Origin of the sequence: Bombilactobacillus bombi (assembly GCF_013607485.1) — a bacterium.
Taxonomy (GTDB): Bacteria; Bacillota; Bacilli; order Lactobacillales; family Lactobacillaceae; genus Bombilactobacillus; species Bombilactobacillus bombi_A.
The window spans coordinates 1-22478 of sequence record NZ_SCHP01000021.1 but is presented as its reverse complement, the minus strand read 5'-3'; the positions used below and the strand labels follow the sequence as shown (position 1 = coordinate 22478).

Below are 22478 nucleotides of genomic sequence, written 5' to 3'. Positions count from 1 at the left end.
TTAAAAGTCATACAGCTTAGTTTAAGTCATATTACATTGAAATTAAATCTAACAAGAATAGTTTTTATAGTTTGATTTAGGATTATTGACATGAGTGGTACTAATTCATTCTTTTACAAACAAACGAACCGCCAAATGGGCAGTTCGTTCATAAAACAAGCAATTTACTCTTGGTTAACCATAATTTAGCAGTAACTATAAAATATCAAAACTAACTGTAATTAAGAAAAGGTAGTGGAAATTAGAAAGACAGTGTTTGGCATAGTAATTGTGTTCTTCAAAATTTCAATAATATGAAAAAACTAATATTGGAATATAACACAACATTTCCTATCTCTAGGGTAAAAGTCAATAATTTAACATTATAGTTATTTTAAAAATAGCGATTGCTACCCTTCTTTAACTTTTCTAAGCAAACAAATAATAAATTTAAAAGTTTAGGATAAATACAATTTTTTGATTATGCTATTCGAATTAATTATATAATGTGCTTAATCATTATTCTGCATTTTTATACTTCTCACTGTTATCAAGTTTCTAATGAGAAACATTTAGTAACAGTTTTGAAATTATAATGATAATTGTTATAGCAGAGAATAATTTAAAATCAAGGTTTTCATAAAAAGACAATCCCATATCTGTTAAAAAATGACGATTATACGTCAAAAAATAACGTTTATAAAAATTCAAACTATTTTTTAACCAGCAAGTTATTATATAGACATAAGCTAATTAACTTATTCAAACAATAAAAAGGAGCTTAATAATATGTCTGTCTTAAGTAACTTTAAAACTATTAATCAGGAAACGTAATTGATGGTAAATCTCATCATAATAACTTTTGGCATGTTGGTGACGCAATAGGTAGCTTTCTAGACAATCTTTTTAATTAATTGAATTTTATTTTCCATCTATATATACATATACAAACAAATAGAAATGGGGGAGCAAAATGAAAAATAAATTATCAAAACGCATTAAGAATGCTAAGCCAAAGTCAAAATGGCAAAAAGTTGCCTAATTTTACTGTACTATGTAATTGTAGGTATAATTTAAATCAATTTAAGAAGCTTAATGACAATAATCTTTTAAATTTTATAGGTGGTAAAAAGCATTGGTATCAATGGTTCATTGATATGTCCAACGGCATAAATAGTAAAGGACATAGATTCTGGTAAAAGATACAAATAACCTTAGTGTTATATTTAGTTACAAAAAAGAGTGGAATGAATAATTGTTCCACTTTTTTTGTAATGTCCAATAATTACAATATTAAAAAACCAGCTATATGGCCTAATACTTTTGACAAATACAATATCTGGAAAATGATAATCAACAATAATTCTTTTTTGATACTGTCACATGCTTTATTTTTAATCTATTACGTTAATATTTAAAAAACTAACGTTTATAAAAGTTATCACTTAAATCACTATGCTTATGCTAACATTTAATACATAGAGGAGGAGATTACCATGTTAAAACAATTACAAAAAATTCAGGGAGGATCAAGTTTTCAACCGCGATCTTTTGCAGATAGAAATGATAGCTTTTTTATTAAATGGCAACACTGGTTCCACAAATAATATGTCCTTATTAGCATGAGGAGGTGAGCAAGTGAATATTATTAGTACGCAAGCCGATTTAGTAGAAAATATAGTAATTGTCTTCTTAGTTATTTTAATAACAGCTATATTAAACAACAAATATAAAAAAAAATATTTATTTAGTTACTTAATAATTTTAATAATTAATAGTTTAATTGGTCTTTTAATTGAAAACTTGAATTTATTTATTTGGTTTATAGCAACATTAATATTTCAAAAGTTACAAATGAAAAGATTAGACTATAAATTTTTAAATAATAGATTAATAGCTATGATTATTATACTAATAGTAGGTATAGTTGCTAATTGCATAGAAACATTTTTGGGATTTTTTACTAATATGTTTTTCAATATTGAATATAGCAATGATATATCTGCATATATCTGTGTCTTATTATATTTTATTATTTTAGCTATTTTGGCTATTTATGCGCATAAGCATGACAGTGTTATATATGAGATATCGCATACTATACAAAATTTAAATTTAGAAAATGGGATATTTAAAATATTATTTTTCTTATTTTCTTCTATCCTTGCTATCTTGATAATCAGTCAACAAATAAATATTACTAATATTATCAAACTTCCCTTGCTGATTATTTTTATTGTCTTTGTATCCTTAACTTTTATTCAAGTGTTTTCTTTTATTCAATCCTACAGTTATCGCCAACAAGCCGAAGCTAAGATTGCTCAAAACCAACAATTACAAGAATATCTCCAAAACATGGAGCAACAATACCAAGAATTACGCCACTTCAAACATGATTATCAGAATATGCTGTTAGCTCTAGAAGGCTTTGCCAAAAATGATAATCAACAAGAATTTAAAGATTATTATCAACAACTTGTGCAACAACAACCACATACTGAAAATTTAGACAGTTTAACTATTGCCCATATTGATTACTTAAAAAATGAACCGCTGCGGGGATTAATCGTACAAAAGTTTTTTACCGCTAAACAAAAACAGATTAAATTACAACTCGAAATCACCCAAAATATCAAGATTAAGAACCCGGATATTCTTTCAATCATTCGCATTCTAGGCATCTTGCTGGATAATGCGATCGAACAGACCACTAAAGAAACTGAAAAAGTCGTTCAGTGTGCCTTTAACTATATCGACAATAAAGTAATTGAAATTACTATTGCCAACCCCGCAACTAATTTGACTAACATCGATCAGTTATTTACTAATGGTTATACCACTAAAAAAGGACACCAGGGATTTGGCCTGACCAATGTGCAAAAACTAGTTAAGCAAAATAAAAATTTATTTTTAGAAACTGAGTTATTAGACCAGCATTTAACTATCACAATTATGATTACAGGAGAAGAATAATGTTTCCTATTTATCTTTTAGAAGACAATCAAGAACAAAGAAATACCTACGCTCAAGTAATTAATGACACCATTATGATTAACGAATTGCCAATGCAATTAGTGTGTCAAACTGATTCACCTAATGCACTTTTAGAAGCTATGGCTCATAATTATCAAGGACTATTCTTTTTAGACATGGAAATCGAAAATCAAAAAGATGCCGGACTTCAGACCGCTATTACTATTCGTAAGCAAATTCCGGCAGCTCATATTGTTTTTATCACCACGCATGGTGAATTATCATTTCTGACGCTGGAAAGAAAAGTAGCACCCTTAGATTACATTTTAAAAGATTATGGCAGCGATCATATTAAAACTAATATTCGTGAAGATATTCTGAAAACTAATGACTTAGTGAAATCTGGCAAATACAAAAAAGAAAACCTCTTTACTTACCATATTGGTCCGCGTTATTTTTCCCTACCTATCTCTGAAATAGTTTATCTCAATACTTCTAAATTTAATCCTGGGAGAGTTCAATTACATGCTCTTAAAAAGGAATCTGAATTTATTGATAATCTTAATGAGTTAGAAAAGAAATACCCTATGTTTTTTCGCAGTGATAAAAGCTATCTAGTTAATTTAGACTTATTAGATCATTTTGACAGCCAAAAGCGTGAAATCCATTTTATTAATGGCAGCGTAGCTTATGTTTCTGTTAGAAAAGCCCGCGAATTAGTTAAACTTTTAAAATAATATTTTAGTTAGCGCACTATAAAAATTTATATATTCAATCAAACAGCATCTTAAAAAGCCTAGACCAACCCTGATCTAGGCTTTAGCTTGTAAATAGGACAATAATTATAATTCAAATTCCAGTAAAATAGGCAAATGATCTTGACGTTCCCCCGTAGCTAGAGGCCGCACAGCTTGCACTTTGTCAGCTAATTGATTGGAGACTAGCCAATAGTCAATTCGCCAGCCTGAATTGTTCTTTTTGCTGGTTTTAACTCGCTGAGGAAACCAGGTGTAAATACTTTGCTGCTCTTGAAAATACCCAGCTGCCTGTGGATACAAATGTCGAAAACTATCGGTAAAACCGGCCGCTAATAATTGCGAGAATTTTTCCCGCTCTTCATCAGTAAAACCCGAGGCTTGATGGTTATTTTGAGGATGTGCCAAGTCTATTTCTTCATGAGCCACATTAAAATCACCACAAGCCAATACAGGTTTGGTTTGATCTAATTGAGCTAAGTATTGCCGATAGCAATCATCCCAAATCTGTCTTAAAGGTAAACGGTCTAAATTTTGCCCAGAATTGGGTGTATATACAGTAGTCACAAAGAACTGTGGAAATTCTAAAGTTAACATCCGCCCTTCATTATCTAATGGCTCAGGAGCTCCTATTTGCGGATAGGTGACTTGGGGCTGGGGCAAAGACTTATGATAAAGCATCATAGTGCCCGCATACCCCTTACGTGCAGGAGGCTGGGAAGAATTGTAAACTATCGTATAATCAGGAAATTGTTGCTGTAAAAGTTGAAGTAATTTTTGCACCTTATTATTATCAGCTGGCATTTTGGTTTCTTGCAAAGCGATTATCTGCGGCTGACGTTCAATAATCATTTTTAACACGGCACGTGTCAAATCGGCCCGGAGGCTTTTTCCCGTCAAGGCAGCATTAAGTGAATCAATATTCCAACTAATTAGTTGATATTTCATAGCTATCTCCTTTTTATCAGCGACCAATCCAATAACCCGCAATCATTGCAAACGCCAAAATTATTAAGACAAACGTGGTGATATAAACATACAAATAATCTTTTTCTTTTAAGAAAGCATAAATCGACACTACCACCCGTAGTACTGGCGTCAAAATTAGCAAAAATATGCCCAACATTAAAATGGCATCCGGTTTAAATTGCAGCAACCCGCGGCCAATCGCAGCAAAAGTAGTAGGAAATTGCGACCCATATCCACCATTGCCCTGAATAAGCAGCAAAGCTAGCCCAATAATCATAACGGCCACTGAAATAATAACACCTACGCGTAAAATCTTACCAATAATTAATTCAATTTCATTCATTTCTTGCTTATTCATCTAAATCGTCACCCCAAATCCCTTGAGTACCATCTGTAAACCTAAGTACAGTAAAATTGGAATAAAAATAATCCGAATCACTTTCGGCTGCAAGTGCTGCATGATCCGACTACCTATTACCGCCCCAAAAACGACTCCTACTGCTAACGGGACTGCAATATGAGGAACAATTGTTCCATTAAAGAAGTAAACTGTAGCACTAGCTGCCGCTGTAACTCCCATCATTAAATTACTTGTAGCACTAGATGGCTTAAGTGGCATTTTCATAATGTTATCCATCGCGATTACTTTAAAAGCCCCACTACCAATCCCTAATAATCCGCTGGCTAAACCAGCTCCTAACATCATTAAAAAGCCACCTGGAACATTTTTGACTTGGTAATTGACTTCTTCTTTGGTCGCTTTGTCATAATAACTACCATCTAAGCGCAATTTTTGTGCCAGATAATCAGCCTTGACATTAGTAGCAGCGTCATTTTTTTGCTTACCCCGCAACTTTTTAATCATGGTATAGCTGGAATTTAAAACTAACAAACCAAATAAAATATACAAAACAGCCTTTGGAATCACGCCGTTTAAGGCGGCCCCAGTCACTGCTCCAATAGTAGTGGCAATTTCTAAAAACATGGCCACTCGCAAATTCAACATTTCATCCTTTAAAAAAGAAATCGTTGCCCCCGAACTAGTAGCGATAACAACAATAATACTAGCTCCAATCGCATATTTAATATCAAGTCCCATCGCCACAGTTAAAATCGGCGTTACAATCATTCCCCCGCCAATTCCTAAAATAGAACCCAAAATTCCAGCTAGTAAACCCGTAATTAACATGAGAATAATACTATTAGCTGTAATCATTTCTGTGGCTCCTCTTTTCTTTGGTCTTGTTGATCATAGTTGGCTAAAGCTTGCTTTAAGTTAGTATGCACCATTTCTAAAATAGCAGCCGTTTGAACACTTAAGTGACTAGGATCTTCAGCAACCTGATCAATTCGCAAGTGAGACACATTGATATAATCACTAAAAGTCACTAGATAAACTTGCAGCTTTTTAACTTCTTCTTTATCAAAAAAATGACTAATTTTTTGATAATCTTGAAAAGGCAAATTAATAATTCCGGTCTGCAAAGCAAAACTGATTGTCATTGGTAGGCCAGTTACTACCAATTGTCCTTGCGCTAAATAGCCACTATCGACTGCTGTTTGCACTTGTTGAATTAATTGCGTAATTGCCGCTTTTAATTTAGCTTGACCTAAGCGACGGGTTAATTGCACTGTAACTGTAAAATTTTGATAGTTTTCTTGAGCAATTTGTTCTTGATATTGGGCCACAGTAATCTTCATGCGTTAACCTCACATTTCCTTATCTTGAAACCATAATACTCTAGCTGAGGTTGGGTTTCAAATTGATTAATCAGCTAATTTTGTGATAGTATGCATTTGTAGAAATTAAGGAGATGAAAGCAATGGAAAGTAAAATCGCGGAAAAATTAGCAGCTTTACCGATTATTCAGCAATTAAAAGACTATCAACCGCTATTTTGGAAAAACCCTGATTATAACCAAGATGATCCAGATTTGCCTTTCAGTAAGGAGTATATTTTTGACGCTGTAGCTCGTTGGGAACGTTTTGCCCCTTATTTGGCCGTCGCTTTTCCTGAGACTGCGGCTTTACACGGTGTAATCGAATCACCCTTAACCAAAATTCCTCACATGCAGCAAGCTTGGTCAAAATATAATGACTACTCGCTGCCTGGTAATTTATACATTAAACAGGATAATGCTTTACCGATTTCCGGTTCGATTAAATCTCGGGGCGGCATTTATGAAGTCCTTAAATTTGCAGAACACGTGGCAATGACTGAGGGCGACTTAACCTATATGGATGACTATTCTGTTTTAGCTACACCACGATATCGTAAAATTTTCTCGCATTACGGAATTACAGCCGGTTCTACGGGTAATTTAGGCTTAAGTATTGGCATTGCTGCCGCTACTTTTGGCTTTCAGACTACCATTCATATGTCCCATGATGCACGTGCCTGGAAAAAGGACAAATTAAGAGCCAATGGTGTGAATGTCATTGAACATGATGGTGACTGTAACTTTGCAGTTCATCAAGCTCGCAAACAGGCAGAAAACGATCCGCATACTTACTTTATTGACGACGAAGGTTCAAAGGATCTATTCTTAGGTTATGCTGTAGCCGCAGTAAGACTGCAAAAGCAATTAGTTCAACAACATATTCTTATAGATCAAGACCATCCGGTATTTGTTTATTTGCCTGCTGGCGTTGGCGGTAGTCCAGGTGGTGTTACCTTTGGTTTGAAGCAAATTATTGGAGCTAATATTCATGCCATTTTTGCAGAACCTACACATGTGCCATCTGTCGTTTTAGGTATGGCAACGGGATTAAATCATGATATCTCTGTTTATGATATCGGGCTGGATGGATTAACCCAAGCTGACGGACTAGCAGTATGCCGTCCTTCGGTATTAGCAGGCCGGGTTATGAAGACACTGCTTTGTGGCTGTGCTACTTTTGCAGATTCTGAAATTTTAAAATATGTCACACTCTTAGCAGATAGTGAAAACATTAAAATCGAACCATCGGCTGCTGCCGGTTTTGCCGTTATTAAGCCAACCTCACTTGCCTTAACAAATGATTACAATCTTACCAACGCTACACATATTGTCTGGTCAACTGGTGGCGACATGGTTCCCCCAACAGATATGCAAAAATTTTATGAGCAAGGCCAATCCCTGCTTAATTCAACAGCTGACTGATAACAGATAACTTTATTAATGTAAATTATCAGAACTAGGACAAAAATTTGTCCTAGTTTTTTTAATATATTTTCCAAAGTTAGAAGTTGGTTCTAAGCTTCTAAAACCAAATAGCTAACAGTATTTTTCACCGCCGATAGATCTATTTTCTTAGGTTTATTCGTTTCAACACTGTAATTTTGTGTTAAAATTAAAGCTTAGTCAAAAACTTTAAAATCAGATGAGGAGTTGTTAATAGTGTCTGAAAAAAAAGCCTTATCTCGATCTCTTTCCGCTCGTCATGTCAGTATGATAGCTATTGGTGGAACCATTGGAACGGGTCTTTTTTTAGGTTCGGGAGAATCTATTCATAAAGCGGGGCCGTTTATTTTATGTATTTATTTAATAACGGGCATCTTTGTTTTTTTAATGATGCGAGCTTTAGGAGAGTTATTACTTTCTGATACGCACAAAATTATTTTTATTGATTTTATTAAAAAATATCTTGGCAAGCGTGCCGGCTTTATTATGGGCTGGACCTACTGGCTTGGTTGGCTGGTTATTGCCATGTCAGAATTAACTGCCGTCGGTACTTACATGCAGTTTTGGTTTCCCAAAGTTCCAACTTGGATTTGGGAATTAATCTTTTTGGCCTTACTGTACTTAATTAATATTGTAGCCGTAGCGGCTTTTGGTGAAACTGAGTTCTGGTTTGCTTTAATTAAAATTGTGGCCATTTTAGCAATTATTGCAGCAGCTATTATTATGTTGATCTTTCAAGTTAAAACTAGTCGTGGACCAGTGCGTTTATCTAATCTGTGGCGCTGGGGAGTTTCTTCCGGTAACTCTTGGCAAATTATTGCTGCTTTTCAAATGGCATTCTTTTCTTTCCTAGGTGTAGAATTCGTAGGAGTTTCTGCTGCAGAAACGAAGGATCCCTTTACTAACATCCCCCATTCGATTAATTCCGTAATCATGCGGATCTTGATTTTTTATATTGGTGCTTTAATGGCCATTATGACTATTCAGCCTTGGACTGATTACAGTGCAGGACATTCGCCTTTTGTACAAGTATTTTCTGGCATTGGCATTAAAGCAGCTGCTGGAATTATCAATTTTGTTGTTTTAACAGCAGCGGCTTCTTCCTTAAATAGTTCATTATTCACAACGGGAAGAATGTTATTTTCACTTTCTAAACCACAGAGCTATTTTGCGCACCTCAATCGTCAGTTAATCCCTATGCGGGCAATCACTCTTTCTACAGTAATTGTTGGTTTAGTAGTCTTTATTAACTACCTCTTTCCTGATGGTGCCTTTAAGCTAATCACTTCTGTGGCCTCAGCCGCCTTTTTAATTATTTATATATTCTTAATGTTAACCCACATCAAATACCGAAAATCTGCTGATTTTACTAAGGGTCAGCAACTCTTCCCAACACCGGGAGCACCTTATACTGATTACTTAACAATTATTTTTATGAGCATTATCTTTTTGATTTTACTTTTTAATCCGGAAACGACAATTACTACTATCATTACTATCATTTGGTTTATTTGTATTTATTTTTGGAGCTTTAGTAAATTAAATTAGAAACAGCATTCTGATAATTTAATCTTTATTAATTGAATAAGAGATTGAGATAAATATTTATCTCAATCTCTTTTTTTAGTCTTCTTTGAGGATTTTAAATTGTCAATGCTTATTTAGACATCAATTATCTTTTTAAGATAAAGCGCAATCATTCACAGGCCAAATAATTGTAATCGTTTTCTAAAAGCAATACAATTATTTTAGAGGCAGATAACTATTATAGGAGGTAATAATAATGAAAGCAGTTAGAATTTATGGTAAACAGGATATTCGAGTAGAAGATATAGATATTGCTGAACCTAAGGCAGATCAAGTTCAAATTAAAGTGAAATATTGTGGTATTTGTGGAAGTGATTTACATGCATATAGCCAAGGATTTGGTCTCCCCTTACACAAACATCCACTTACTGGTCGCCAAGTTCCAATTACCTTGGGCCACGAATTTTCTGGAGAAATAGTAAAATTAGGTAAAGATGTTACCGATTTTAAAATTGGCGACGCCGTAGCAGTAGAGCCTCTAATTGCCTGTGGTCATTGTGCTAACTGTCGATCTGGCAACTATAATCTCTGCTTAAATATGCATGCTAAAGATGGCGCTAACTTTTTAGGCTATTCTGACGATGGGGGCATGGCAGAATACGTCAACGCTAAAGCTAATTTCACTTATAAACTACCTAAAAATATGGACTATGAACTAGGTGCATTAACAGAACCTACAGCGGTAGCATATGAAGCAATCAAAAAAAGCGGCCTAATGGCCGGACAAACTGTAGCAGTGATGGGCGCGGGACCCATTGGTCTTTTAACAGCCTTATTAGCACAAACAATGAATGCAACTAAAGTTTATATTTCTGATCTCTCAGAAGAACGCTTATCTAAAGCACAAGAATTTGGTCTCACTACTTTAAATCCAGCCAAAGTGGATGTTAATGATGAAATCAAAAAAGAATTGCCAATGGGTGTGGATGTTACTTTTGAATGCGCTGGTGCGCAACCAACCTTGAATACTGCATTGCAAATCACTAGAAGAGGGGGAATCATCCAAATTGTTGCTATTTTTGGCAAGCCAGTAACCATAGATTTGAGTGCGGCCACCATGCAGGGTTACAATATTAATACTGTCTTAGCTTATAACAATTCTTTCCCATTAGTCATGGGAATGATTAACAACCACCAAGCTTTATTTAAGAAACTAATCACTAATAAATTAGGCTTTGATCAAGCAATTGAAGGCATTAAGTCCCTAGCTAGTGATAAATCCCAAGTTAAAATTATGATTTTACCTGAATTGTAATAAACATTTCAAATAATTAAAGCTGGCACAAAGCTGTCTTGAATTGTGTACTAATTTCAGCTAAGGTTAACTATCAATATTACCTTATTCTTAGCTGTAGCTAGGCGCAATTTAGATTTTCATGCCAGCTTTATTTTTTTGACTTATTTTTACTGCTAATGATAAGATAATTGAAATTTATTATTTCCGGAGGTTGACGATGAAAGGATATTTTTACTTGGCCATTGCTATTATTGGTGAAATTATCGGTACTAATTTCTTAAAAGCTACCAATAATTTTCATGTTTTTTTACCATCACTAATTTGTATCGCTTCTTATTGTATTTGCTTTTATTCACTCACACTGGCGTTGGATTCTATTCCACTCAATATTGCCTACGCACTGTGGGGAGCTCTAGGGATTATTTTAATCACAGCAACTTCTTATTTTATTTGGAAAGAACCTCTAAATTTACCCACGCTGATTGGCTTGATTCTGATCATTGTTGGTACTGTGCTTGTGCAAATGTATCATTCTTAGCCAACTATCAAATCCTTACAATTAAAAAACTGGGAACATTATTCCCAGTACTTGAATTACATAATTAACGCGGCTGATAAGGTGCTGATTTTGCTAATTCATCGATTTTATCATAAAAAGCATCCGCATGAACTTGCGTGACAAAAGTTACTTCGCGGCCTTGCTCTTCATCAATATAAGTACGTCCTGCTCCTGCTCCTTGGGTTAAAACAGCCGTTTTAACTGGTTTTGACTCAACCAATTCTGGATAATTACTGATTAAAGTGGTTAAAACATCCCATAAATAATAAGTAGAATTAGCTTCAAAAGAATGTACCAAAGAATAACCTTGACCAATTAAATCTAGTGCAGGATATTGCCGTTGACTAGCCCAACGCCAGCGTAATTGCTGAGTTAAAGGCACTTGATTAGTACTATCTAAAGCTACCATGACAATAGGCAAGGATGATTGCCAAACAGTCTGGACAGCCTCTGGATCCCAGTATGCGTTCCATTCCATTGTGCCATCAGCATGTGGTTCGGAAACATTACCTACACCATTTAATGCTCCACCCATCCAATATAAACATTCTATCTTAGCCGCAATCTCTGGTTTCATCTCTAGCGCCCGCGCTAAATCCGTTAACGGACCGGTCATAACAAGCGTCACTTTGGTAGGTGATTGCAAAATTTTGTCAATCATATCTAAATGAGCAGGTTTAGTCATCAACGGGGTGTTGATTACCTTTTTCTCATTTAAAATGGGAAAATCGTCAAATGAAAAAGCACTTAAGCGCCATTCCTTTGGGAACTGGTGCACAGCACGAGAATTGGATTTGGCCACACTAACTTGGTGCTGACGGCCACCAAAGACATCAATAATCTTACGTGAAGCAGATGCTGCCGGTTCCACATAGCCATCTGCATCTGTGACACCAACGCCTAATAAATTAACTTCCGGCATTTGCAGCAGCAATAATAACGAGACTAAATCGTCAACGTTGCCGTCATGATTAAAATAAAAATTGTGCATATTCTACCTCCAATAATTGTTATTTGCATTATACCAAAATTAATTAGCGACGCAATTGTGCACAACAATGTCATTAATGAATTTGATTAGAATCGCTTTAAAAGAAAACGAATACATTATATAATGATTCATGAAAACTAATTTGTAGATAACGAGGAGATGGCCGGAGATGGATGCAATTAGATATTATAGCCGAACTGGCAACACTGAAAAGATGGCACAATATTTAGCCGAACAGCTAGGAATCCCTGCTCAAACTATTGAACAGCCCTTGGCACAGCCAGTTACACGCTTATTTATTGGAGGTGGTATTTACAGTATGTCACCTGATAATCATTTGAAAGACTTTGTTAGAACTTTAAGTCCGGATCAAGTCCAAAAGGTATATTTATTTGGAACGGCAGGTAGTGCCTTTACGATTGAAAAAGGTCTTAGCAAAATTCTCAAAAAGCAAAAAATCCCAGTTTCTGAGAAGCATGTATTTTTACATGGTGTTATGCCAAAACTGGGCAACATTAGTGACCGCCAAAAAGAAGAAATCAAAAAATTTGTTGCAGAAATAAATGCTTGAAATCAGATTTTTTGGTATAAACACTGCTAAGTAAAGAGGTGGGGGACAATATTATCCCCCACCTCTTTGTTATTTTTTGCCTATTCCCCTACAAAATAACTGAAAGTTCCAATTTTGCAGATTATTAGCTTTAATAACAACTTTTATTTATCATTTTTTACCCGTAAAGTTACCATATTATATAAGGAGCCCGGTCCATAATCGATATGCTGCAGACGCTTATGAGTCATAAATGCTTGTCCATTTTGATAGAGCGGAATAACTCCTTGTTGCTCATTTAAAATATCTTGTGCGGCCACCATATCATGCCAACGTGCCTGTGGATTATTAGCATCTTCATTCATACTTTTAGCAACCAGCGCATCGTATTGTGGATTAGACCACTTACCACTATTATAGCTGGCAGTAGTTGTAAACAAGGTCAAAAAGTTAATCGGGTCAGGAAAATCTGCATTCCACATAGTTACCACAATATCAAAATCTCCACTCACTGAGCGGCTTAGCCGGCTCTTATATGGTACATTATTCAACTCTATTTTTAAGCCTGGAAGTTTTTCTAATTGACTTTGTAAGAACTCACTTTGTTGCTTGCTAATATCAGTATCATCCCCGACCATGGTCAATTTGACTTTCTTTTGCCCTGTTTCAGCTAAACCTTGCTGCCAAATCTCCTTAGCCTTAGTTAAGTCATACTTAGTATTCGCAGCTCCTGTTTTTTTCGTGGCTGCCATAAAGTCTTGACTCTTATTGCTAGGATTAAAGGCCATGTTTGCAGCTGTAACAGAAGTAGCGATAGAAGTCCCATTGCCTAAAACTTTTTTAGTCAGCTGCTGGCGATTAATTGCTAAAGACATCGCTTGACGTAATTTTTGATTCTTTAAAAAGGCCAGTTTCTTTTGGTTAAGCTCTAAGTAAACTGTCGAATTTTGTTTTAAAACACCATAACCTTGAGAGCCCTTCATTTGCTTGGAAGTATCACCGCTTAATTCTACCCGATCAAGTTTATTTGCTTGATATAAGTTTAAAGCGGTCGAAGCATCTTTAACAACTTGATATTTTAATTTAGGAACTTTAACTGCTTGCGCATTCCAATAACGATTGTTTTTAACCTGAGTCCAACTATTATCAGAACTATTCCAGTTAACGAATTTATAAGGTCCATTATAGACTAAAGTCTTAGCATCAGTTCCGAATTTTTTGCCCCATTTGTGAACAACTTTCGGATTTTGGGGGAAGAAGAAGTCAGAAGCCATTAATTGATTAAAATAAGGAATCGGCTTTTCTAAAGTTACCTGCAGAGTGTGTTTATCTAAGGCTTTAACCCCTAAAGTATCAACAGGTTTTTTGCCAGCAGTAATGTCTTTCGCGTTGGCTACCCCTTCATAAATATAAGCATATTGAGATTTAGTTTTAGGATCAACTGTCCGCCGCCAAGCAAAAACAAAATCTTGAGCGGTTACGGGATCGCCATTACTCCATTGAGCATTTTTCCGTAAAGGGAAAGTATAGGTTAAGCCATTATTGGTGGGCTGTACAACTTTAGTTGCCATGGCTGGTTCTAGTTTTTTACCATGATAACGATATAAACCCATCCATGGTATTAGTAATACCTTGAGCACTAACAATATCAGTCGCTAATGACGGATCGGCTGTGGCAATGACATCTTTAGACATGATACGCACAGTATCAGTTGGTGCTTGGCTTTGATTGTTGGAGCCACAACCCGCTAAAGAAGCCGCAGCAACCAATCCCAAAGAACTGACAGCCAATAATCTTTTTAATCGCATAGACCTTTCCTCCTCAGTAATAATTATAAAGAGTTTACACTGATTCTGAGCAAAAGTAAATAATTAGATTAAAATAAATTAGGATAATTTAATTTTATACATCATAATGGTAAGATACTAGTTTGTGGACGGAATAATATTAAGAGTTCCTTCAAAATCAAACCGCTGCTGGCGATAGGTGAATTTTAAGATACAGCAATTGCTAAATTTCACTCGCTGTTTAATTTCCTGCCAAGTTAACCAATTTCGCAAGAACATGAAGCAAGCTCCCCCATGACTAACTACAAGTACACGTTGATGGTGTGGCTGCTCCATAATCTCTGTCAAGGTTCGTACCATGCGTTCTTGAACTTGTAAATCTGATTCTCCCCCGTATTGGACAAAAAAATCTCCATATGAATGACGTTGCGGGTCATTTTGCGGATTAAGAATTTCACTTTGACCTTCAAAAACACCAAAGTTCCATTCTTTAAGTCCTTTTAACCGTTGATAAGGCTGAGATGTTATATATTCTAAAGTATCACAAGCACGCTCCTGCGTCGAAGCATAGGCATGATCAAAAGTTATTTGTTGGTGACGCAAATATTGGCCTACTGTTTTGGCATCCTTAATTCCCTTCGTGGTTAAGGGTGAATCACTGGCCCCTTGAATCCGATGCAAATGATTAAATAAAGTTTCACCATGCCGCATTAAATATAGCTCTTGAGTCATTGTTGTATTGCCTCCTTGAAGCGTTAATCGTCTTAAATTTTTTAATAGTATTATAATATAAGATAGAAGGGAAGTTCGATATTGAACAATGAAAAGCAACAAAGTCGCACACAGGCTTAGTAATACTTTACTTAATTACTCCTCCTATGTCATTTCTTTAGGGGGATTTTTGTTTGGTTATGATACTGGCGTCGTTAATGGCGCTTTAACTTTTATTAGCTTGCCTGATCAATTAAACCTTTCGGCAAACCTGCAAGGATTAGTCACCGCATCTTTAGTTTTTGGCTGTACTTTTGGAGCTTTATTTAGCGGAAAACTCGCGGATAAATACGGTCGCAAACTGTTATTACACACCATTGCGGCAGTTTTTACACTTGCAAGTATTGGCTGTGCCTTATCTAATAATATTATTGTTTTAAGTATTTTTCGGTTTATTTTGGGATTATCGGTCGGCTGTGCTTCCAGCTTAGCCCCTATTTATTTAAATGAAATCTCTCCCGATCATTATAAATCTACTAACATCAACAAAAATGCTATGGCTATTGTGTTTGGTCAATTATGTGCCTTTACTGTCAATGCTATCTTAGGCTCGTGGCTTCAAAACTGGCATCCCGTTTGGCGGCTAATGATGTTGATGGCAGTCGTTCCTGCCATAGTTTTGTGGCTGTTATCTTTTAATCTGCCGCAAAGTCCATTTTGGCAACTTTTGCACAGTACGCGCGAAAAAGCGCGAAAAACTTTTCACCGCTTAGGTTTCCCGCAATTTGATATTAGAGAAGCCATTTTAGCTTCCCAAAAAAAGCAACAGCATCCCCATCAGCTTCAATTCAAAGCTGTTGTTCATAATAAATATCTCTTATATTTATTTTTTTCAGGTATCGCTGTGGCCTTTATCCAACAGATTTCAGGAGTTAATATTGTCATGTATTACGGCACGACTCTTTTGGAAAAAGTGGGTATGGGTGCCCAAGCATCATTGTATGGCAATGTTTTAATTGGCTTAGTCTCCTCTTTAGCAATTACTTTAGGAACCAAACTCACTAGCCGATTTTCCCACCAGCATATTTTATTAACTGGTCTTAGTGGTAATATCGCCTTTATGCTGGCCTTAACTTTCATTATGCGCAGTTCTATCCTCAGCCAAAGCCAAACCAATATCGTAGTTTTAATACTTTTAACTGGGTTTTTGGCTACTCAACAAGGTGTTGTTAGCCCGACGACTTGGCTTTTATTGGCAGAACTATTTCCGCCAGCAGCCAAATCAACCTTCATGAGTTGGTCCACCGCCATTATGTGGCTCACAAACTTTATTATTAGTTTAATTTTTCCAGCTTTAATAGCAATCTTTGGCACTGCTGGGGTTTTCTTAGTATTCACTGCTACTAATGTCTTATGTGTTTTGCTAACGCTAATTTTGGTTAATCCCCGGCTTATCAAAATTGCTTGGCAGAAGTTTTAACAATGGCAAACTTGTAAAAAGTCTTGGATTGTCTGTTGATATTTTTGCGGCTGCGCTTCAATGCTCCGGATATGCTCTCCCTGGGCAAAAGTAGCTAAAAATTTAGGTTGCCCAGCTGCTTCATAAAGCTCTTGGGTCATCGACGGAGGCACAGTAGAATCCTTTAAACCACAGATAAATAATAATGGAACCTGTGCTAGAGAGACACTGCGCAAAGGGCTAGCTTGATGATAAGACCCCTGGCCCAAAATTTTCGACCACATTGACAATGTATGCGTCAGCCAACCTGCTGGAATTTTAAACTGACGTTTGATTGTATACTTACTAATCGCAAAAGCATCTGTATAGCTGGAGTCCGCTATTACCCCACAAACATTTGGGGGCAATTGTAGTTGCAAACTTTGTAAAACTGTTGCTGCTCCCATAGACGCACCAAACAAAATCACTCGCGAACACAAAGTTGGCTGTTGCTGCAAATAATTCAGCCAAGATAACACATCATATTTTTCTAAGTAGCCATAACTCAAATAATGACCGCCACTTTGGCCGGCAGCGCGATTATCCGGCTGTAAAACATTAAAGCCCAACTGATAAAAAAGATAGCCGATTTTATCCAAAGAATGATGATCAACACCAAAACCGTGAACAATTATCACTGTTGCTCGATTTTGGTGATTTTTAGTTAGCCAACCTGTTAATAATAGTCCATCAAAAGAAGTAATCTGCACCATTTTTTTGGGTAGCTGTACAAACTGTTGTGCCCCTTGAACGACCAAGTTAGCCTTGGAAAATTTCCGGGGCTTACTCTTTAAAGCACTGCTGTCACGTCGATGAACATAATTAAATAAACCTGCTCCACTTAACACAGGCAAGGCTAACATTGCTAATAATGTATATCGTCTTATTGGCCGCATACTTTACACCTCTTTAATAATCAAAACACCCAAAGCTACAATGATAATCGATCCAAAAATTAAATAAAATAACAAATCAAATGTCCCATGGGTTGCAATCAAGCTGCCTAAATATGGACCCACTGCCCGGCCCAAAGAACCAAAGATGACATATAAACTTTGATAGGCTCCCTGGTTTTTAGAAGTAGATAATTTGCTTAAAAGGGCAGGAATGGTGGGAAAAGTTATAGACTCGCCAATGGTTAAAATCATCATACTGGTAATATACTGCCAGTAATGTTGAGCACCAGGCAAAAAGACAAAAGAAATACCCATAATAATCAAGCCTAAAGTAATTTGATTTTTTAATTGTGTAAATAACGTTTCAACTACTCGTCCCATCAGCGGCTGAATGACAATCAAGGACATCGCATTTAAACTAAACAGCAAACTATAGTCGCGCATTTGAAAATGCTGGCTGAGCATATATAAAGACATATTGCTGTCCCATTGGGAATATCCTAACCAAACCACCAATACTGCCAAACACAAAAGACTTAAATTCCAATAAAGCTGTTGGTGCTGTAAAACCGGCGCCCCAGAGGTCGGCGTAGTGGTGGCCGCAGTTGCAGTCTGGGCAGTAACGGTTTTATTTTGGCCATCTAAAACGTGTCCCCGCCCTATTACAATTATTAAACAAACAGTAAAACACATTGCCGGTAAAAAGAAAGTCAAAAAAATGCTGCGCTGAAAAATTACACTAACCAACATCGAACCCAAAGCAATGCCAACATTGGCCGACAAATACATAATATTAAAAATTCGCTGCGAGTGCTGCCGATGCTGTTGAGCAACTACTGCCGTATATGAATTAACCGCTGTATATGCGATCCCCATACCAAAACCAATCACCGTCAGTACGATTGCATAAATAGGCCAAATATGACAAAATGAGAGCACCAAAAATCCCAGCGCCGCAATTAAGTAACCTCCAAATAAGGTCCGACGGTGGGAATAATGATCAAACAAATATCCCCCACAAGCATTACCTAACATCATGACCCCAGAATAAATCATCAAAACAAAGCCAGCAGTCACCATTGTTTCGTGGAGATTTTTAGTCATAAAAATGGTATTTACTGGTAAAATAAAACCCATAACCATATTGAAAGTTGCATTCATTAATAATAACCAACGTTGTTGTTCATCACGCAGCAATTTTTTACCCCCTTTTAGCTTCCTATTTTTAATCCTAACAAAGAAAAATTCTGATTGCCAATCATTCTTAAAGGAGCTCTTATGTTTAAATTTCGTTATCATAATTTTTTGACAATTCTGCGCTCCACCTTCCAAGATATCTATCCGATTATTCTTATAGATGCCTATTTACGGTTGATTAATAACACGCTTTTTAATCCCAATGGATTTTTTGTCAAAACTTTTCATTTAGGCTGGAAATATTCCACCTTAAATCGACTTTTTCCTCAATTAATTAATATTTTAGAGTTACTCATACTCTTATTTTTTGGTTATTTATTAACCCAAAAATTAAGCCAGCACTCGCAGCCAGATTTTAGCTTCAATACAGTTTTAATCTTGATTATTGCCAGCATCAACCTAGCCCCAGATGGTCATAATACTTGGTATCAACCTCCCATATTGCTAGTCATTTTAATCAGCTGGCTAGTAGCTAAACTCTTTAAGAAAATACCGTGGCCGACTTTACGCGTCAGCGTTGCTTTAATAGCTGGATTTGTTTTAAATCAGCTGCAACAAAGTGATGTTTTAATCAAGCTGCCAGGAATTTCTACTAGTGCTCGGCACATCAACTGGTGGGCCTTAGTGCCCCTAGTCATCGGACGTAATTTAGCTACCTGGTGTGGACTAATTAATCCTTTCGCGGAAACCAAACAAACTGTCACTACCCCAGCAGCCACAGCCAATCTTTCAGCTGCATTATCTCATCAAAGTTTATCTCATCTGCCCTTTGCCTTAAATCTCCATTCAATTTACACCAGCTATGCCTTTTTAGGTGGTATTGGCTGCACTTTAGGATTAGTCTTTGCTTTGCTAATCGTGCAAAAAGAACAACTAGTTTTACAAAATATTCTCTTAAGCTCTTTTGGCTTTAATGCTCCCTTATTGTTGCGTGTGCCTGTTTTATTTAATATACGTCTCTTAGTACCTTTTATCATCTCTCCGCTAGTGAGCATGCTGATTGGGGCGTTATTTATCTCTTTAAACTGGGCACAGCCTGCCGTTTATCAAATTTTCGCCGGCACACCAAGTTTTTTAATTAACTTCTTAGGGACTAATGGTAATTGGGGCAGTTTAGTGGCAACACTTTTAGCCATTGCCTGTTCGACAGCCATTTATTTGCCCTTCGTGAAAGCTGAGGTCAAATATGAAAACCAAACATTGGATTAATTTAATTATTCTTGCACTTATCCTTTTAGCTTTTCCTGCTTACAATGCTATGAAAACTACCGTCCACAGTGAGCGTGTTTGGCACAACTCCCGGCTTTCTCCGATTATTTTTATTCCGGGAAGTTCTGCCGATCAAGACCGTTTTGATGATTTGTTCAAACAATTACGTGCCACTAAACCACGTCATAGCGTCTTTAAAATTACTGTTTCTACCACCGGTAAAATCAAAACTACTGGAACCATCGCAACACGTGATCAAGAACCCTTTATTGTGATTGCCTTTCAGAATAATCAAGATGGTTACAATAATATTGCCAAGCAAACCCATTGGTTGCAAATTGCCATAACCTATCTAATCAAAAATTATAACTTTAATAATTTTTCGGCAGTTGGTCATTCTAATGGTGGCTTAATCTGGACTTGGTACTTAGAAAAATACTTTGATCGTAATAATCTCACCATTAATACCTTAATGACCATCGGCACGCCTTATAACTCTTTAGAATCTAATCCTAAAAATCAAACTGCGATTTTTCGGCAGTTGTATCAAGGCCGCAACAGACTTCCAGATAATTTAATAGTTTATGCCATTGCCGGTACAAAAAACTATCGTAGTGATGGTATTGTTCCGTATCAAAGCGTAGAGGCAGGCAAGTATATTTACCAAAATCAGGTCAAAAAATACACACAAATCACCGTTACTGGTGAAGGCAGTACCCATTCTAGCTTATTGGATAATCCACAAATTGCCCGCCTAATTCAAGAAAATGTTGTCGAATACCTTAAAAAACTCTTTGTCTAATAAAAAAGTCATGACCTATTTAAATAGGTCATGACTTTTTTAGGGTACTGAAAATCAGTAATTACCATTAGTTCACATCTAACAGTAAAAGCGTCCTCACAAAATCCGGTGAGTGTTAGTAAAAACTAACCTGACGTTCCCCAGCGATCACTTATAAAAGTGATCCCTCGACTCATCGCATATAATTATATTATCACTTTTGCATAGATTTAGCAATATCAATTAACACTTGAGCCACCATATAACCCATCGCAATAGCACCAATAACCATAATCACCATCAAAAATAAACGAATACTATTCACGAATTCACCGGAAACTAATGCACGCACTGCTTCATAAGCAGTTGCACCGGGAACTAATGGTACTAAGGCGGGAATATTAAATAAAGTTACTGGCATTTTTTTAGTGCGGGCAAACCAATAGCTCACCAAACCGACAATTAAAGCCGCAATTAAATTAGAAGCTACCTTTCCTGCACCAACAAAGCGCCATAAAAACCAGTACACCATCCAACCCAGCATTCCACAAATTCCACAACTCACTAAAGCTCGGCGGGGAATATTAATACAAAGTGCATATCCAATTGTCCCAGCAAAACTAAAAACTACTTGAATGATAATTTGTAAGCCTAGAGGCATTGATTTACTCCTTATACTTATAAAAGAAACCTTAAAACGACCGCAATTCCGCCCCCAATTGCTAAAGCACTTAATGTTCCAGCAACCATCCGCGACAAGCCCGAAATTAAATGACCAGCAATTAAATCCCGTAAAGCATTTGTTAAAGCTACTCCCGGAACTAATGGCATTACTGCTCCAATAATTAAATAATTAAGATTATTAATTAAATGTAACTGACGCAAAGCAACCGCCAATAAGGCGATAGCTGCTGCAGCAATAAATTCACTAATAAATTCAAGCTTTACAACATTATTAATATAATAATAAATCAAGTATCCGATCATTCCGACCAATCCAGACTGCAGAAAGTCAGCCCAATCATAATGACCAATAAATAAAATCATTAAGGTACTACTAATAACAAAAGCCCCTAATAGTTTTAATGCCAAAGAGAAGTCTTGGGTCTCACGATCAACCCGACGTAAACCTTGTTGGAGACCATCTAAATCAATCAAATCAGCAACAAATTGGCGTGATAATTCATTAACTTGGGTCACTTTTTCTAAATTAATCGAACTTTGATTAATTTCTGCCATTTTGGTATAAACAATATCCCGTGCACTAAGAAAAATACCAGTTGGTGTGAGAAAAATTTCCGGATTTACGAGACCACCTTTTTTCAGAATACGCTTAATTGTATCTTGAATCCGATACATTTCCGAGCCAGATTCCATCATAATTTTACCAGCCAAAACACCAGTATCTAATAATTGCCATATACGTTGTTTGTCCATTTATATCTCCAATTATTAAACTAAAAAAGGGTATAAAAAAAGGTTATTATCGACGATAATAACCTTCAAAAGCGTGGCAGCGTCCTAGCCTCGCAGGTAGTTTCCCACCAACTACTCTCGGCGCTGAGAAGCTTAACTTCTGTGTTCGACATGGTTACAGGTGTATCCTTCCCGCTGTCGCCACCACACTGTCTTCT

The 22478-nt window shown here is 36.3% G+C and carries 20 protein-coding genes, 1 rRNA gene and 1 pseudogene; 10 read left to right on the top strand and 12 right to left on the bottom strand.

The features are described 5' to 3' along the window. The first annotated feature begins 1617 nt into the window (after positions 1-1617). Together EQ827_RS09180 and EQ827_RS05515 are read left to right on the top strand one after the other, a co-directional pair. The gene (locus EQ827_RS09180) at positions 1618-2952 is read left to right on the top strand and encodes a sensor histidine kinase (RefSeq protein WP_181189993.1); all 1335 of its coding nucleotides are present in this window, start codon (positions 1618-1620) and stop codon (positions 2950-2952) included. After that, positions 2952-3689, top strand: coding sequence for a response regulator transcription factor (locus EQ827_RS05515; RefSeq protein WP_181189992.1), 738 nt, complete (start codon positions 2952-2954; stop codon positions 3687-3689). The genes EQ827_RS09180 and EQ827_RS05515 overlap by 1 nt, the downstream gene beginning before the upstream one ends. A gap of 105 nt (positions 3690-3794) precedes the next feature. Here the strand turns inward: EQ827_RS05515 and EQ827_RS05510 are convergent, their stop codons facing one another. From EQ827_RS05510 to EQ827_RS05495, 4 genes are read right to left on the bottom strand one after another with little or no spacing between them, the layout of a single operon-like run. Then, positions 3795-4655, bottom strand: coding sequence for an exodeoxyribonuclease III (locus EQ827_RS05510; protein ID WP_181189991.1), 861 nt, complete (start codon positions 4653-4655; stop codon positions 3795-3797). A gap of 16 nt (positions 4656-4671) precedes the next feature. After that, positions 4672-5034: a DUF1634 domain-containing protein gene (locus EQ827_RS05505; protein WP_181189990.1), complete on the bottom strand. Its 363-nt coding sequence runs from the start codon at positions 5032-5034 to the stop codon at positions 4672-4674. Further along, positions 5035-5892 (bottom strand): sulfite exporter TauE/SafE family protein, encoded by an 858-nt coding sequence (locus EQ827_RS05500; RefSeq protein ID WP_181189989.1) that lies wholly within the window; start codon positions 5890-5892, stop codon positions 5035-5037. It abuts the gene before it with no gap. Then, entirely contained in the window at positions 5889-6377 is a 489-nt protein-coding gene (locus tag EQ827_RS05495) for a hypothetical protein (RefSeq protein WP_181189988.1), read from the bottom strand. Before EQ827_RS05495 ends, EQ827_RS05500 begins: the two co-directional genes overlap by 4 nt. Before the next feature lie 122 nt (positions 6378-6499). Here EQ827_RS05495 and EQ827_RS05490 point away from each other — a divergent pair, with 122 nt between their 5' ends. The 4 genes from EQ827_RS05490 (at position 6500) to EQ827_RS05475 (ending at position 11202) form a co-directional block, all read left to right on the top strand. Beyond that, complete coding sequence (locus tag EQ827_RS05490) at positions 6500-7819, top strand: D-serine ammonia-lyase (RefSeq protein WP_309109341.1); 1320 nt, start codon at positions 6500-6502, stop codon at positions 7817-7819. Positions 7820-8056: 237 nt separating this feature from the next. Next, positions 8057-9388 carry an amino acid permease gene (locus EQ827_RS05485; protein ID WP_181189986.1) on the top strand — a complete coding sequence of 444 codons (1332 nt, stop codon included), beginning with the start codon at positions 8057-8059 and terminating at the stop codon, positions 9386-9388. Positions 9389-9623: 235 nt separating this feature from the next. Beyond that, a complete protein-coding gene (locus EQ827_RS05480; RefSeq protein WP_181189985.1) occupies positions 9624-10682 on the top strand; it encodes a 2,3-butanediol dehydrogenase in 1059 nt (352 codons plus the stop codon). Positions 10683-10881: 199 nt separating this feature from the next. Next, on the top strand, positions 10882-11202 hold the full coding sequence (locus tag EQ827_RS05475) for a DMT family transporter (RefSeq protein WP_181189984.1): 321 nt from the start codon (positions 10882-10884) through the stop codon (positions 11200-11202). Between the two features lie 64 nt (positions 11203-11266). Here EQ827_RS05475 and EQ827_RS05470 read toward each other — a convergent pair whose 3' ends face one another. Continuing rightward, entirely contained in the window at positions 11267-12214 is a 948-nt protein-coding gene (locus EQ827_RS05470; protein WP_181189983.1) for a nucleoside hydrolase, read from the bottom strand. A gap of 169 nt (positions 12215-12383) precedes the next feature. Between EQ827_RS05470 and EQ827_RS05465 the strand changes: the two genes are divergently transcribed. Continuing rightward, positions 12384-12785 carry a flavodoxin family protein gene (locus EQ827_RS05465; protein ID WP_181189982.1) on the top strand — a complete coding sequence of 134 codons (402 nt, stop codon included), beginning with the start codon at positions 12384-12386 and terminating at the stop codon, positions 12783-12785. A gap of 143 nt (positions 12786-12928) precedes the next feature. Here the strand turns inward: EQ827_RS05465 and EQ827_RS05460 are convergent. Continuing rightward, positions 12929-14573: pseudogene (locus tag EQ827_RS05460) on the bottom strand (peptide ABC transporter substrate-binding protein). A gap of 117 nt (positions 14574-14690) precedes the next feature. After that, positions 14691-15284, bottom strand: a complete 594-nt coding sequence (locus EQ827_RS05455; protein ID WP_181189981.1) for a histidine phosphatase family protein — start codon at positions 15282-15284, stop codon at positions 14691-14693. A gap of 88 nt (positions 15285-15372) precedes the next feature. Here EQ827_RS05455 and EQ827_RS05450 point away from each other — a divergent pair, with 88 nt between their 5' ends. After that, positions 15373-16743, top strand: a complete 1371-nt coding sequence (locus EQ827_RS05450) for a sugar porter family MFS transporter (RefSeq protein WP_181189980.1) — start codon at positions 15373-15375, stop codon at positions 16741-16743. Here EQ827_RS05450 and EQ827_RS05445 read toward each other — a convergent pair. Both EQ827_RS05445 and EQ827_RS05440 read right to left on the bottom strand, forming a co-directional pair. Further along, positions 16740-17657 (bottom strand): alpha/beta hydrolase, encoded by a 918-nt coding sequence (locus tag EQ827_RS05445; RefSeq protein WP_181189979.1) that lies wholly within the window; start codon positions 17655-17657, stop codon positions 16740-16742. The genes EQ827_RS05450 and EQ827_RS05445 overlap by 4 nt on opposite strands. 3 nt (positions 17658-17660) lie before the next feature. Then, entirely contained in the window at positions 17661-18854 is a 1194-nt protein-coding gene (locus EQ827_RS05440; protein WP_258231799.1) for an MFS transporter, read from the bottom strand. An 81-nt stretch (positions 18855-18935) separates the two neighbouring features. Between EQ827_RS05440 and EQ827_RS05435 the strand changes: the two genes are divergently transcribed. After that, complete coding sequence (locus EQ827_RS05435; RefSeq protein WP_181189977.1) at positions 18936-20063, top strand: PTS sugar transporter subunit IIC; 1128 nt, start codon at positions 18936-18938, stop codon at positions 20061-20063. Next, positions 20041-20865 carry an alpha/beta hydrolase gene (locus EQ827_RS05430; RefSeq protein WP_181189976.1) on the top strand — a complete coding sequence of 275 codons (825 nt, stop codon included), beginning with the start codon at positions 20041-20043 and terminating at the stop codon, positions 20863-20865. The genes EQ827_RS05435 and EQ827_RS05430 overlap by 23 nt, the downstream gene beginning before the upstream one ends. Before the next feature lie 193 nt (positions 20866-21058). On the opposite strand, the gene EQ827_RS05425 is transcribed toward EQ827_RS05430, so the two are convergent. The 3 genes from EQ827_RS05425 to rrf all read right to left on the bottom strand — a co-directional run bounded on the left by EQ827_RS05425 (position 21059) and on the right by rrf (position 22469). Beyond that, positions 21059-21505, bottom strand: a complete 447-nt coding sequence (locus EQ827_RS05425) for a threonine/serine exporter family protein (protein ID WP_181189975.1) — start codon at positions 21503-21505, stop codon at positions 21059-21061. Between the two features lie 17 nt (positions 21506-21522). Next, on the bottom strand, positions 21523-22281 hold the full coding sequence (locus tag EQ827_RS05420) for a threonine/serine exporter family protein (protein ID WP_181189974.1): 759 nt from the start codon (positions 22279-22281) through the stop codon (positions 21523-21525). A 71-nt stretch (positions 22282-22352) separates the two neighbouring features. Next, positions 22353-22469: ribosomal RNA gene (rrf, locus tag EQ827_RS05415) — 5S ribosomal RNA — on the bottom strand. Between the last annotated feature and the right edge of the window lie 9 nt (positions 22470-22478).

Bases quoted from the DNA above. Each gene is read 5' to 3' on its own strand.
- EQ827_RS05515 (WP_181189992.1), top strand. From the start codon at position 2,952: ATGTTTCCTATTTATCTTTTAGAAGACAATCAAGAACAAAGAAATACC.
- EQ827_RS05510 (WP_181189991.1), bottom strand. From the start codon at position 4,655: ATGAAATATCAACTAATTAGTTGGAATATTGATTCACTTAATGCTGCC.
- EQ827_RS05505 (WP_181189990.1), bottom strand. From the start codon at position 5,034: ATGAATAAGCAAGAAATGAATGAAATTGAATTAATTATTGGTAAGATT.
- EQ827_RS05500 (WP_181189989.1), bottom strand. From the start codon at position 5,892: ATGATTACAGCTAATAGTATTATTCTCATGTTAATTACGGGTTTACTA.
- EQ827_RS05495 (WP_181189988.1), bottom strand. From the start codon at position 6,377: ATGAAGATTACTGTGGCCCAATATCAAGAACAAATTGCTCAAGAAAAC.
- EQ827_RS05490 (WP_309109341.1), top strand. From the start codon at position 6,500: ATGGAAAGTAAAATCGCGGAAAAATTAGCAGCTTTACCGATTATTCAG.
- EQ827_RS05480 (WP_181189985.1), top strand. From the start codon at position 9,624: ATGAAAGCAGTTAGAATTTATGGTAAACAGGATATTCGAGTAGAAGAT.
- EQ827_RS05475 (WP_181189984.1), top strand. From the start codon at position 10,882: ATGAAAGGATATTTTTACTTGGCCATTGCTATTATTGGTGAAATTATC.
- EQ827_RS05470 (WP_181189983.1), bottom strand. From the start codon at position 12,214: ATGCACAATTTTTATTTTAATCATGACGGCAACGTTGACGATTTAGTC.
- EQ827_RS05465 (WP_181189982.1), top strand. From the start codon at position 12,384: ATGGATGCAATTAGATATTATAGCCGAACTGGCAACACTGAAAAGATG.
- EQ827_RS05455 (WP_181189981.1), bottom strand. From the start codon at position 15,284: ATGACTCAAGAGCTATATTTAATGCGGCATGGTGAAACTTTATTTAAT.
- EQ827_RS05450 (WP_181189980.1), top strand. From the start codon at position 15,373: ATGAAAAGCAACAAAGTCGCACACAGGCTTAGTAATACTTTACTTAAT.
- EQ827_RS05445 (WP_181189979.1), bottom strand. From the start codon at position 17,657: ATGCGGCCAATAAGACGATATACATTATTAGCAATGTTAGCCTTGCCT.
- EQ827_RS05435 (WP_181189977.1), top strand. From the start codon at position 18,936: ATGTTTAAATTTCGTTATCATAATTTTTTGACAATTCTGCGCTCCACC.
- EQ827_RS05430 (WP_181189976.1), top strand. From the start codon at position 20,041: ATGAAAACCAAACATTGGATTAATTTAATTATTCTTGCACTTATCCTT.
- EQ827_RS05425 (WP_181189975.1), bottom strand. From the start codon at position 21,505: ATGCCTCTAGGCTTACAAATTATCATTCAAGTAGTTTTTAGTTTTGCT.
- EQ827_RS05420 (WP_181189974.1), bottom strand. From the start codon at position 22,281: ATGGACAAACAACGTATATGGCAATTATTAGATACTGGTGTTTTGGCT.